The organism is Halobacteriovoraceae bacterium (genome assembly GCA_020635115.1).
In the GTDB taxonomy this organism is placed as follows: Bacteria; Bdellovibrionota; Bacteriovoracia; order Bacteriovoracales; family Bacteriovoracaceae; genus JACKAK01.
The window spans coordinates 64,520-77,547 of record JACKAK010000004.1 but is presented as its reverse complement, the minus strand read 5'-3'; the positions used below and the strand labels follow the sequence as shown (position 1 = coordinate 77,547).

Here is a 13,028-nt window from a genome sequence, read left to right as displayed (position 1 = left end):
TCCACATCATATGATTACAAATATGTATAAGCAAAAAAAAGAATTAAGATAATAGGCAAGCATTTTTCTTAAAAGAACTTGGTCAATTCATTTATCTATAACAAATATTTTTTGGGATATTTTCAGATTGATCTTGCTTCAGTAAATTTTACATTTTGAATCTTGTTCTGACCTGAAACAACAAAAACAAATCCAAGTATAGGGGAAATGCCCATAAGTGATGAAAAATCTATGATGCTAATTTTGAATATAAGGAAGGAAAATATTGGAGCGAGTGATAATGATAACTTAACAACCATATCCTTCGTCCCACTCGCTAGTCCGCCATTTGATGTTGAAAATTTTTCGAGAATAATTAAAGTAAAAATCGGAAATACTAAAGCCTCTCCAATCGTCCAGATAAAAGTTGTAATAGCAATGCCAGATATAGATTTTAAATAAAAAGGAACTAATACATGTCCAATACTAAGGAAAAGTGTTGCAACGAAAAGATACTTAAACTTGTGAATATCTATTGATAGCCTTGCTTGAATTCTACTAAATATTATTACTGTTATCGTATTCACAAAAAGGAGGATCGACATTGCATGCTTCGGGTCTATACCATTTTCAATATATAACATCGGAAAAGAGGATAAATGAGAAAATGCAACAGAAAATATTAATATTAAACCCACGACCTCTCTTTTGTGCTTATAAAAATAATAAAATGTTTCCCTAAAGAGACTCTCATTTGCATTATCTTTTCTGATACTTTTCACTCTAGATGAACTTATATAAATCAAAAAAAGTGTAAATATTAAGGTTGTAATTAAGTCTAATACTAAGAGTGTATTTCTGTTAGAAAAAGACAATATATATATTAAGGTAGCTGAAACGGCCATAGATAAATTCTGAACAACATAATTATTCAAAACTGCATTTTTAATTTTTATCCTGCTTACTACGCCCTCCAAAGTCCTCATTGTCACCAATCCAATTACACTTGTAGTAAGAATCAATATAGGTATTATAAATATAAGCTCTGATTTAAAATCTTCTGACAATATTAGCAATGTAGCAAATAACATAATCACAAAATTGCAGGTCAATATTTTTATTGAGCAATCTTTATCTAATAACCTTCCAATAAATGGCATTAAAAAACTTAGACAAAAAAGTGTTACACTTTGAGACACTATAATATTAGTTTTACTGAATCCTGCCTCAGAGAGGATAATAACGTATAGGGGAAATAAAAAACAAAAGCAATTTGAAAAGAAATACCCCCACAATATTATCTTTTTGTTAATTACTAAATCCCTATTCTCGTTATTATCCATAATCTCTTATGATCCCATAGTTGTAATAGACAGTTTCTCAACTTCAGTCTGATCTTTAGTTGAAATTTTTTCTAACAAATCTTTTAAAAGTTCTTCATTACTCATACCTTCCTCCTTACATATTATTGATAAATGTACTTATTTCAGCAAAAATTCTTTTCCCTAGCTCTGTAAACTCACATAAAATTCTAAACTGTGAAATAGTTTTTTTCATTTTCAATTTATTTTCTTTTAAAATATGCTCTAATCGTTTTTTTAAAGATTCACTCTTTATAAAATCCATTTCGAACAGTTTCGAGATTACTATTAATTCATATGATTGCGCAATAATTCCATGAAAACACCTAATAGCATCACGTTGAACATTTCTTGCACTAGAAAATATCTTAGTGGTATGTGATGATTCAATTACTCTATCTGCCAACATATAAACAGCAAGAACTTGGTGTGCTAATTCGTGCGCTAAATCAATATAGAACTCAACTAAACTAACTTCATTTATCACATTGTTAACCTGAAAATACATAGCCCCTTTAGTTAAATGTGTACTAAAGCTAAATTTACGAACTCTCTTATTATTTTCTAGTATTACTGGAATTAACTTAACCCCTAAAACTTCAGCAATACGCCAAATAAGAGGCAGATTTGTGCTAAAGAATTTTTTTGCATACTCCAAATAACTTAGTAAATGTGCTGTGCCATCAATTTTAATAAAAAATGGATATTCACTTATAACATTAACTCCATATAAACCATTAGATTTAAACAAAGAATCAATACTTCCTAACACATCTAAATTTGGAACAGATGGAATAGACCGACCTAAACAATACTCGTTATATTTATATCTATCTGTGTTGTTTTGTAAACACATCCATGGATAATATACTGTTGAATTCAGTTCTCTAATTTGCAATTCCTTGTATCGTTCAAAAAGTACTTCTAATTTTACAATTAACTTTTCACCATAGAACCACTCATAATCTTGTAAAAAATCCACCCTTACACCTCTTGCTATTTTCAAAACATACTCAATGCAATAATAAGTATTATATTTTTTCACCAAAGGTTTTTTACTATATAAAAAAATGAAAAATATTCTAATTACAATTTTTTTTGTGTACGCTAATATACTTCTGTCAAATACAAGTCAAGTCTATCGTAGACCTATGCCACAATTACCTTTTCTACAAGATCCATCAATTGTTAATGAGATATTTGACTATAGTGTCCTGGTGCAAATTCACGCAACATTGTTTACCTTAAATGAGTTAAATGAACCAATTCCATTAATCATCAAAGAATTTGAACCTCTAAATAATGGATACTTATTCTCTCTGAAAGAGACTACTTTCCATAACGGAACACCTCTAGAAGCGAAATATGTAAAAATGAGTTTAGAAAATGCAATTAAAAATAAGGCAATAAACTATACAGCATTTTCAAAGATTAAAGGATTTAATGATTTTATAAGCGGGAAAACAAATAATTTAGAAGGAATTAAAATCATTTCTAAAATGAAATTTATTTTTGAATTAACAAAACCAGACTTCAATCTATTGAAAAAACTAACTGATGTACGGTATTCGATATGGGATTTAAAGGATCCATCAAATGGTCTAGGCGCTTATAAAGTTTTTTCTAGATCACTAAATGAAATGATTTTAAAATTAGCAATAGATCAGGTAAAGACAATTTATCATATCGAAAATCTCATTCCGACTTTCATAATTAAAAAAGAGAATTCAGGCAATGCAATAAAAAAGTTTAAAACGGGTTTTTACGACGATATATTCTTTTACAAACCACCCATTCAAGATTTCAATACACTTAAAGAACATTACCATATAGAAAAAATTTTCTTCCCGAAAACATATTTTATTGCACTAAATGTTTCAAACTTAAGGTCAATCAACACTAGGCAAGAAGTTTATTCAATGCTTGGAGTAAAACAAATATTAAACAACTGCTTTCCCAATGAAAAAATTGCCCAATCAATTGTTCCTCCTGGATTCTACGGACATGGAATAAATTATAAGTTTATTCCCAAACATAGAGATATTAAAAATATTCACTTAAAAATTGATATTATTGAATCAATCGGACAAGAAAAATGTATAAAGAGGAACATTATAAAACATAAATTTCAGAAGAACAAAAATATAAAAATCAGAACCCTTTCTGAATCTATCCATAGGTGGACAAATAAAGATTCTGATATACTAGTAGGATACTTAGAAGGAGAAAGTACCGCTCACTTTCTAGGAGATTTCAAATCAGATGCAACTTATCCAATAAGTATTAAGAAAAAGACTTTAGATAAATTCGACAAACTATTACAAGATTTTGAAGAAGAATCTCACATGATAAAAAAAACTATAATTTCAAACCAACTAGTAAATATTGTAGGGAGCAGCTATTCTTTTATTCCAATATTTCATCCAAGCGTTTTTTTGTTATATTCAAAAAAAATAAAAAAAATTCATTTCAATTTCCAATCAGCTGCCTTAATTCCGTTCTATAAATTTAGGATTAACGAATATGAAAATAAATGACATTATAAAAGAAGAATATTATATATGGAACTCAGTTTATCAAAGTAAAATCTTTCAGGACAGGTTTGTTGCTTTTAATGATTCAGCATATCCTGATCATCATTATTGGAATACATGCTTTGACTCAAAATTTGATTTTGAAGTTCCAAACTTGAAAATATTAAATGAAATAAATAATCACTATAATGAAATAAATATTAAAGGTTTTATAGTCACAATTGATAAAAAATATAAAAATTTGAAACTAGGAACAGACAAATATTTTTACTATAAAAATAGTACCGATAAGAATAATATTAAAAACAACAAAATGATTTCTATTGAGAGTTATATTTCAGTCGAGGATTTTTCTAAATGTGTAGGTATCATTTTTAATTTTGATGGAGATTTCACTTCTTATTTCTCAAACAAGATGAAAATACTCTCTCATTCAGCTAGGTCGAAATTTTATGCTATAAAGTATAATGGAAAACTGGTTGGTTGTTTTAGCCTTTTCAGTATGAATAATACATATGATTTTCTAATGAATTTTGGAATACTTCCTGAGTATCGTGGAAATGACATTGGTTACGAAACAATGAAAACAATTTCTCTTTTAACTGATTTACCAATATTAACACACACTGATAGTAGTAAGATGATGAATTCAATTCTACCAAAAAGTGGATTCCAGTATGCAGGCGAAGCATATTTTATACCTATATCTAATTTAATATGAATTCTTTTAATTTTTCAACCATATTACGAAATCCAATACCCCAAATTTTTATTTTATCTATATTTGTTGTAAGCCTCTTTATATCTCTACATATTTTACAATTAAGAAATTCTTCATACCAATTTTTAAAAGAAAATTTAAATATAGTCCAAAATGAGGTATCAAGTAATTTATCATTACCTATAAAAATTAGAAATATTCATGAGATTCAACAAATATTAAGTAGGTCGTTCATTACGAAGAAATCTGAATTTCTTTATGTAATTGCAAATAACGGCGAACTTATTTTTTCTACCCCTGATAATTCAAGAGCATATTCAAAGCAATATTGTGATTACGAGCTTAATAAGTTTAATGTCTACTATAATTCCGAGATTATAGCTGAGATATTCTATTGTTTTAATCCAAAAGAATTTTTAATAGAATTCGACAAAACAAATTTGCTGATTTTGTCAATACTTTTTATTTTTGCATTAGCTTACATTTTAAAAGTTTGGCATACTAAACAAACAATTGCTTCTAAATCAGTTATTGAAATGATTGATAGTATAAATTTAGTTGGAAATAAATACATTGTTGATAAGCCTTCAAAGTCTTATAAAGAATCAGAAGATATTATTTCAAAAATTTATGATCTACTTCATACAATTAACAATGTTAATAAGAAATTAAAAGAAAAAGAAAAACAAATTGCAGTTGCAAAATTAACTTCTCAATTGGCCCATGACATTCGTTCACCACTAGCAGCATTAGATATGGCGGCAAAAAATATTTCAGATGGTTCTGGTTTTAACGAAATCGTATTTAATTCTGCTATAAATAGGATTCGAGATCTAGCGAATGAACTCTTATATAACAATAGAAAAGAATCTATGCAAGATGATAAGAATAAGGTTGAAAAAGTCTCAATATGCTCAATGGCCAGTACAATTGTATCTGAAAAAAGAGTTGAATTTTCAAGATTAGACAATGTAGACATTCATTTTAATATCTCTAAAAATGGACATAATAGTTTTAGTAAAATTAATAGAAATCAACTTTCACGTGTACTATCTAATTTGATAAATAATTCTATTGAAGCAAGAAAAAGAAATGGAATAAATGTAGAAGTAAGTGTTAGTTCGAATGATTTAAATATTTATCTTATAATAAAAGATAATGGTAAAGGAATACCTTTTGAGAACCTAGAAAAAATATTTGAAAGAGGGAAATCAATCGGAAAAAAGAACGGAAATGGACTTGGCTTAAGCCATGCTAAAGAAACTGTTGAAAAGTTTGGAGGTGAGCTTTCTTTATATTCAAATATCCAATTGGGAACGACGATCACAATCGTTTTACCTAAATCGGATTCACCAGAAACATTTGTTTCTAGAATCAATATATATGAAGGTTCACTAATTGTGCTTGTAGATGACGATTACTCAATACACGAAGTCTGGAAATCAAAAATCAAAGAAAAAATAATCTACTTTAAAACACCAGAATCATTTATTAATTGGTTCGAAAGAATTGAAAATGAAGAAATAGTTTTAATAGTTGATTTCGATTTTAAAAATAGTGAACTTAATGGGATTGATATTGTTAAAAAATTGGACATCAAACAAAATGTATATCTTTCGACAAGTCACTGTTCAAATAAAAATGTCCAAGAATCATGCAAAGAACTAGGCATCAAATTAATTGATAAGGGCCTCATACCATATATTCCTATACATTTTTGTTCAAATGATTCAAAAACACTCAAAACAATACTTGTTGATGATGATCCTTTAGTAAGAATGGTGTGGGATATACAAGCTAAGAAAAAAGGAATCGAATTTGTAAGTTATTCTAATAAAGAAGAATTCTATTCAAATATTTCAACCTTCAGAAAAGATTCTCCAATATACATTGACTCTTCTCTTGGTGAAGGTATTAACGGAGTAGATATTGTCAAAGATCTTCTCAATTCTGGTTATCAAAAAGTTGCTCTTGCAACTGGTTTTGATAAAGATAAGTTCGGAGACTTAGCTTCAAAAATCGAAATTCGAGGAAAAGAAGCTCCCTGGTAGACAAATATCTATAGAAAGCCTTCTTTCATGAGATCATGAAGACGGATAAAACCATAAAATTTGTTATTCGAATCTACAACCGGTAAAATATCAATTTGCTTTTCTCTTTTTTCCATTTTCTCTAGAGCATTAAATGCGAGATCATCTGGAGCAATAACGACAGGATTTTTTGTCATTACACTCTTTCATGAGATCACGAAGATTAAACAATAACTCTTTACAACAATACACAACACCCCAGCCAATTTGTTAATTATATCCAAAAAAATATCGGACATCTTAATGCAACAAATCTAATTTAAACATTAAAGAATTTACAATCTATTAAGCCTAAAAATTGAGTTAGTCTCAATGATAATTTATATATCAAAAATAGTTACATAATTGTGTTAGGAATATAAGCATGTCTAAAAATTGGCAAAATATCACCATGTACCTGCTTTCTCACTTTTTTCTAAATTTGACAATGACATTTTTATCCACTGGCCTAATGGTGAATATTGCATATGAATTTCAAAGTTACGGCAAAAGTGTGATTTTTTTTACACTAGTTTCATTCTCATCAATCATTTCTTTAACCATTTCATCAAACATTGAAAAATATTTTAACCAAAAAAAACACTTCATTGGTTTAAAACTACTTATTGTATTTTTTCTTGGAATGGCTTTGCTCTCAAATCAAAATATATTTTTCAGGTGGTGCTTTATCACTGCAGGGCTAACATTTGTTTTTACCATTGTTGGTCTTCACATGAAATATGTTACTACCTTCAAAGCTGAAGACAAACTTATATTAAACAAATGGGTCCAAATATGCCAAACGACTGCTTTTTTTCTTGTTTTGGCAATTGCTCCGAGTATGGGGCGTATATTTGGTTCAAATAGTAGTGTAATTTCAGCTTTTTATTGTAGTTTAGTTGCAACTTTTTTTTTCCTATCTCTTAAAATTAATAATTTTAATAATTTCTCCCCAACTAAATATTTTCAAATGAATGAAATTAAAAACATATTTGTTCCCTTAAAAGCAAAGTTACTTCTTTTCTTAAATTCTATTCTATGGATTACATTTGGATTATTTAATGCCCTTGAAGTTCCAGTATTAATAAAAAACTTAAGCACTACAACACAAGAGCTTTCAATCATTCTCATCATTGCTGGCATTTCCAATATTTCAACAATGATATTTTATAAGTCTCATTGGTTTGCAAAATCGGAAAAAGTATTTTTTTTAACGCCCCTAATTACTCTATCTCTTATTATCATTTTTCCATATGTAAATGAAATTTCGTATATTTTCATTTTTATGCTAATGTTTGGAATCTGCAATGCACTTATATTACTCTCTCTTACGACCTTATATCATCAATGGAGCAATCAAAATGATATCAGCAATGTCTTCATTTTGAATAGATTCTGTCAGTACATATCAACACTAATAGGATTAACTATATTTCTAACTCTAAATTTTTTCGAAGTTAAAACGGAATTAATAATATCTCTATGTTCTTCTTTTAGCATACTAATTTTTATTTCTATTATATTAAAAAACAGGAGGGCGTTATTAGAAAGTACATACTCCTAATTCTCATTTTTTCTGCATCCCCATTCTCTTTAAGTGCAAAGATCTTTACGGTTCAAGTTGAGAGCTTTTCAAATCGTATTATACCAGGAGAACTATATGAGATAGGGACATATTTTATTGCTAATCAAGTCTTTGAACCTTTATTCTACTATAATTCAAATAATAGTATCGTATCACGTTTAGTTGAACATTATTCTTTCTCTGCAGATGGAAAATCATTAAAAATTAAAATATTTAATAATATAAAATTTTCAGACGGTGAAAAATTAAGCACTAAGAGAATCAAAGACAGTTTTTTGAGGATATTCAAAGAGTATAAAGATATTTATAGATGGGCATTCCATGAGTTAGAAGGTTTTGAAGATTACATTTTAGATACGAACAAAAATATTGGCATCAAAGTTTTAGACGAATATACTTTAGTATTTAAATTTAAACACCCTAGCAATCTTTTTGTAAAAAAAATTACTGGACTTAATTTCAGTATTTCTAAAATAGTTAATAATAAATACTTTGGAACTGGTCCTTATGTAATTGAAAGTATTAATTCCAAATCCTCCAAGCTTATTCAAAATAACTATTATCCGTTTTCTAATGATAATAATTCACCTAAAAGAATTGAATTCATCATTGAAAAAGTAAATAAACACATTGATCTTTCACTTGGGATGCCATCTCCAAAAATAGCACAGAACTTAAGTGAAGTTAAATACAATTATTTTCAAGCTATTATTATGTATCTAAATCTGAATTCTAACAAATTCAAACATTCAAAGAAACGATGTAGCTTTTTAAAAAATTTCAATCAAATTGCAAAGACATCAGGGTATCCCTGGGAAAATCTAAATAATAAACTGCCATTTGGTTGGGGTATGTTTGACGGATTTGAAAATGAAAACTTAGAAAAAAATTATATCACTCAAAAAGTTAACATTATTGCTGCAAATTCAGCCGCAGTATTTAATCAAAAAATTAATGATAATATTTACAAACTCTCCGATAAAAAATATAAAATAGACATCATTCCCATCAACAATTTGATCGAAAGATTAAAGAATGGATCATTTGAAGCTGCCATATTTGGATATTTCCCGGATTATTTATCACCAGATGCATACCTGAGTCCATTTTTAATGACTGACCAACAGTATAATTTTACTAAATATTCGAATAAAGTTATAGATGAGCTCTTAGGAATCTCGGGAAGAATTTCAAACATAGACACTCAAAAAATTATCTTCGAAAGAATATTCAGTTTACTGGCCAAAGACTGTCCACTATGGATGCTTGGGAGTGAGAAAGGTATATATTATTTAAAAAAAGAGTGGAAACCTTTGACACCATCTGGATTGGGAGTCTTCTCTTTAAAACTCTCAGACTTGAAACGTAGGTATAATGAAAAATGAACAATAAAGAACTTATAAATTACATTTTAATCAATGAGTATCGTAAATTTAACGCTGATTATCATCATATACAAAAAATAATGAATCTTTCGAATAAACAAAAGTTACTCGATCTAGGGGCCGGTTTTGGTAGAGCACTTGAAGTGACCCAACACTACCCCTCATATTATATGGTTGAACCAAATGAGTTCTTTGTTAATGAATTAGTTTCTCAATATGGCGAAGATTATAAAAAAAACTTATTTCAAAATAAATTAAATGAATTAAAGAATTTTGAAAATAACTTTAAAGGAATCATGGTCTTAATGAACGCAATAGCTGAAATGAGTCCAATTTTTCAGAGTTTATCTAAAATTGCATTATTACTTAAAGAAGGTGGATATTTATTATTTTATGTCCAAAACCCACTATACATTTCTGATGCCTCCATAAAACATGGAGTATTAATTAGAAATAATTATAAGGTAAATTACACTAAGAAGCTTTATAGAGACGAAAACAAGGGCCCCAATTCTTTTTACTTACAATTTGATTACCAGAATTCAAGTGAACCATATAAAATATATCAAACTTTACCTACCTTATCTTCTTGGATTCAAATGTTAGAGTATAACAACTTAAGAATAGTTGAATTAACTGATAATAATAACGAATCGTGTTCAGACAAATCTATTTATTTTCGATTTTTAGTAAAAAAAAATACATCAAAAAAAACTAGTACAAACAAAATTGAAAACTTATACAATAATCTTAATGAATCATACACCTGTTTTATTAAAAGATTAGACTACAGAGTTCCAAGTCGGATTAAAAATAAACTACCTGAACTTAAAATAAAAAACAAAGATAAAATTTTGGATATTGCGTGTGCAGATGGATACATTGGTAAAATTTTAAAAAGATTTAATCAAAGCTTGATTATACATGGTATTGATTTAGTAGATAAGTTTATAGATGATGCTAGAAAGAGTACTTTTTATGATAGCGTATCAAAGATAGATATAAATAAAGGTCTAATCATACCTGATGATTCTTACTATGATGTTCTGATATTTACAGGAACTACAGAATTTGCATTAAATATTCAGAATAACTTGAAGGACTGTAATAGGATCTTAAAAATTGGAGGATACCTTCTAATAACTTTTCCACAACATATATCAAAAGAAGAAGTCAATAAAGACAAGATAACAATACAAACTTATGATGAAAATAATATTCGAGAATACTTAAAAGAAGCTAAATTTAAAATCATTGACCTACAATCTGGAAAAGGTTACAGGTCACAGCATTTAAATCTAGATGTAAGTTATTATTTCGTAATAGCAAAGAGAGATAAATAATGATTATCATTAAGAAGCTCATGCTAAAGGCTTTTCTTTTTGTTTTTATTTTTTCAGCATTAGGAATTAGCAGTCTATATTTTTATCACTCTGATAATTTAAAAAAAACTATCTCTCAAATTGAATTTGAACAAAAAAAAAGTGTAGAAAATATTATTGTTTCCTACTATAGCATAGGAGATTTAATTTCTTTACGTTCTACACTTGATAATCTCAATACTAAACATAACTGGACAAAATCTAGTTTTTCAAATTTGGATGGGGAAATAATTTGGAAAAATGATCATATAAACAAATGTAAAGGAAATAGCGTATTATTTTCTGATTTAATTTTAACAAGTGGAAGCTATAATATTGTAACAAATCTAGGCACTGCAATTGGAACTTTTAATTTCACAAATTGTAATAGCCAAATTATCAAAAATAAAAATAATGATATACTTGTAACTCTCTTTGGATTGGTACTATTCATAGCTCTTTATTTTTTTACATTTAGTTTTCTAATTCAAGTTTCTTTGAGACCCTTAGAAGACACTCTAAAAAAAATATATATCGAAGGTCGTAAAGTAGACTTATTCTTACAACCAGACAAAAATGAAGATGAAGCAATATCAATCAAACGTTTATTCAACGCTCTTGTTGATAAATCCAAATCCTATTATTTAAAAGAAAAGGAAAATGAAATGTTAAAAGCAACCACTTCATTAGCGATACAAGTTGCACATGACATACGCTCACCTTTAGCGGCCCTTGATATCGCTGCTCAATCTATTCCTGCGGATACAAAATTTGAAAAGATTATTTTTAATTCCGCTATAAATCGAATTCATGACCTTGCAAATGATCTCTTGAGTAAAAATAAAGAATCTGAAAGTCCTGAAAAACAAATTGAAAAATTCTCAATAGCAAGACTTCTAAATATTATTATTTCTGAAAAAAGGCTCGAATATTCCCAAAATAACAAAGTACAAATTCATTTTGAACTATTAAAAGGTGGATACGAATCTTTTAGTGTCTTTAGTAAAAAAGAGTTTTCTAGAATAATTTCCAATCTTATAAATAACTCCGTAGAAGCATCAAGTGAGATTCTAAACAATATCTTTATTACATTAGACTCGTCATGTGATGACGTTTTAATAGAAATTAGCGATACAGGAAAAGGAATATCCTCTGATTATTTAGACAAAATATTTATCAGAGGAAAATCAATTGGAAAAGATACTGGAAATGGATTAGGTCTCTCTCACGCAAAATCTGTCATTGAGTCGTTCGGAGGAAGTATTGAAATAAAAAGTATTCTTGAAAAAGGTACCACTATCACTATTAAACTACCTAAAATCAAACCTCCAAAGTCTTTTATGAATAAAATTGAACTAAAAACTGATACCAAAATTTTGCTGATAGAAGATGATCAATCTGTCCATATAGCTTGGGAATCAAGATTAAAAAGAGAGATAATTTCTTTTTTAAAAATAGAAGATTTTAAAAAGTGGATAGAAACTCGAGACAACGGAGAATATATCTATATTTTTGACTATGAATTTAAAAATGAAAACAGGAATGGACTAGAAACTATCCTTGAGCTAGGAATCGAAAAGCAGAGTATCCTATGTACTAGTCATTTTGAAAATCCTGTAATACAAAAAACTTGTAAGAAACATGGAATTGGTTTAGTTGAAAAAAGTATGATTCCTTATATTCCAATTGAGATCAAAGGGAAATCATCCTCAAAGACTATATCAATTCTCATTGACGATGATCCTTTAGTAAGAATGGTGTGGGATATACAAGCTAAGAAAAAAGGAATCGAATTTGTAAGTTATTCTAATAAAGAAGAATTCTATTCAAATATTTCAACCTTCAGAAAAGATTCTCCAATATACATTGACTCTTCTCTTGGTGAAGGTATTAACGGAGAAGATATTGTCAAAGATCTTCTCAATTCTGGTTATCAAAAAGTTGCTCTTGCAACTGGTTTTGATAAAGATAAGTTCGGAGACTTAGCTTCAAAAATCGAAATTCGAGGAAAAGAAGCTCCCTGGTAGACAAAT

10 protein-coding genes are annotated in these 13,028 nt (G+C 28.2%); 7 read left to right on the top strand and 3 right to left on the bottom strand.

All coding sequences use genetic code 11. The annotated features are described in order from the left end of the window. Nucleotides 1-122: 122 nt before the first annotated feature. A complete protein-coding gene (locus tag H6622_06870; GenBank protein MCB9061226.1) occupies nt 123-1,322 on the bottom strand; it encodes an MFS transporter in 1,200 nt (399 codons plus the stop codon). 115 nt (nt 1,323-1,437) lie between these two features. Continuing rightward, nucleotides 1,438-2,385, bottom strand: a complete 948-nt coding sequence (locus tag H6622_06865) for a hypothetical protein (GenBank protein MCB9061225.1) — start codon at nt 2,383-2,385, stop codon at nt 1,438-1,440. Nucleotides 2,386-2,410: 25 nt separating this feature from the next. On the opposite strand from H6622_06865, the gene H6622_06860 reads away from it, so the two are divergent. From H6622_06860 to H6622_06850, 3 genes are read left to right on the top strand one after another with little or no spacing between them, the layout of a single operon-like run. Then, the gene (locus H6622_06860; protein ID MCB9061224.1) at nt 2,411-3,877 is read left to right on the top strand and encodes a hypothetical protein; all 1,467 of its coding nucleotides are present in this window, start codon (nt 2,411-2,413) and stop codon (nt 3,875-3,877) included. Then, entirely contained in the window at nt 3,864-4,595 is a 732-nt protein-coding gene (locus tag H6622_06855) for a GNAT family N-acetyltransferase (GenBank protein MCB9061223.1), read from the top strand. Before H6622_06860 ends, H6622_06855 begins: the two co-directional genes overlap by 14 nt. After that, entirely contained in the window at nt 4,592-6,646 is a 2,055-nt protein-coding gene (locus H6622_06850) for a HAMP domain-containing histidine kinase (GenBank protein ID MCB9061222.1), read from the top strand. The genes H6622_06855 and H6622_06850 overlap by 4 nt, the downstream gene beginning before the upstream one ends. Nucleotides 6,647-6,654: 8 nt before the next feature. Here H6622_06850 and H6622_06845 read toward each other — a convergent pair whose 3' ends face one another. Then, a complete protein-coding gene (locus H6622_06845; GenBank protein MCB9061221.1) occupies nt 6,655-6,822 on the bottom strand; it encodes a CBS domain-containing protein in 168 nt (55 codons plus the stop codon). Nucleotides 6,823-7,049: 227 nt separating this feature from the next. Between H6622_06845 and H6622_06840 the strand changes: the two genes are divergently transcribed. Genes H6622_06840 through H6622_06825 form a run of 4 tightly spaced genes read left to right on the top strand, consistent with a single transcriptional unit; the run spans nt 7,050 to nt 13,022 of the window. After that, nucleotides 7,050-8,228 carry a hypothetical protein gene (locus H6622_06840; GenBank protein MCB9061220.1) on the top strand — a complete coding sequence of 393 codons (1,179 nt, stop codon included), beginning with the start codon at nt 7,050-7,052 and terminating at the stop codon, nt 8,226-8,228. Next, nucleotides 8,186-9,634 carry a hypothetical protein gene (locus H6622_06835; protein ID MCB9061219.1) on the top strand — a complete coding sequence of 483 codons (1,449 nt, stop codon included), beginning with the start codon at nt 8,186-8,188 and terminating at the stop codon, nt 9,632-9,634. Before H6622_06840 ends, H6622_06835 begins: the two co-directional genes overlap by 43 nt. Further along, complete coding sequence (locus H6622_06830; GenBank protein ID MCB9061218.1) at nt 9,631-10,977, top strand: class I SAM-dependent methyltransferase; 1,347 nt, start codon at nt 9,631-9,633, stop codon at nt 10,975-10,977. The genes H6622_06835 and H6622_06830 overlap by 4 nt, the downstream gene beginning before the upstream one ends. After that, entirely contained in the window at nt 10,977-13,022 is a 2,046-nt protein-coding gene (locus H6622_06825; GenBank protein MCB9061217.1) for a HAMP domain-containing histidine kinase, read from the top strand. The genes H6622_06830 and H6622_06825 overlap by 1 nt, the downstream gene beginning before the upstream one ends. The last annotated feature ends 6 nt before the right edge of the window (nt 13,023-13,028 follow it).

What these genes read in the sequence shown, in the direction of transcription:
- H6622_06855 (MCB9061223.1), top strand. Translation starts at nt 3,864, where the DNA reads ATGAAAATAAATGACATTATAAAAGAAGAATATTATATATGGAACTCA.
- H6622_06845 (MCB9061221.1), bottom strand. Translation starts at nt 6,822, where the DNA reads ATGACAAAAAATCCTGTCGTTATTGCTCCAGATGATCTCGCATTTAAT.
- H6622_06870 (MCB9061226.1), bottom strand. Translation starts at nt 1,322, where the DNA reads ATGGATAATAACGAGAATAGGGATTTAGTAATTAACAAAAAGATAATA.
- H6622_06840 (MCB9061220.1), top strand. Translation starts at nt 7,050, where the DNA reads ATGTCTAAAAATTGGCAAAATATCACCATGTACCTGCTTTCTCACTTT.
- H6622_06850 (MCB9061222.1), top strand. Translation starts at nt 4,592, where the DNA reads ATGAATTCTTTTAATTTTTCAACCATATTACGAAATCCAATACCCCAA.
- H6622_06830 (MCB9061218.1), top strand. Translation starts at nt 9,631, where the DNA reads ATGAACAATAAAGAACTTATAAATTACATTTTAATCAATGAGTATCGT.
- H6622_06825 (MCB9061217.1), top strand. Translation starts at nt 10,977, where the DNA reads ATGATTATCATTAAGAAGCTCATGCTAAAGGCTTTTCTTTTTGTTTTT.
- H6622_06860 (MCB9061224.1), top strand. Translation starts at nt 2,411, where the DNA reads ATGAAAAATATTCTAATTACAATTTTTTTTGTGTACGCTAATATACTT.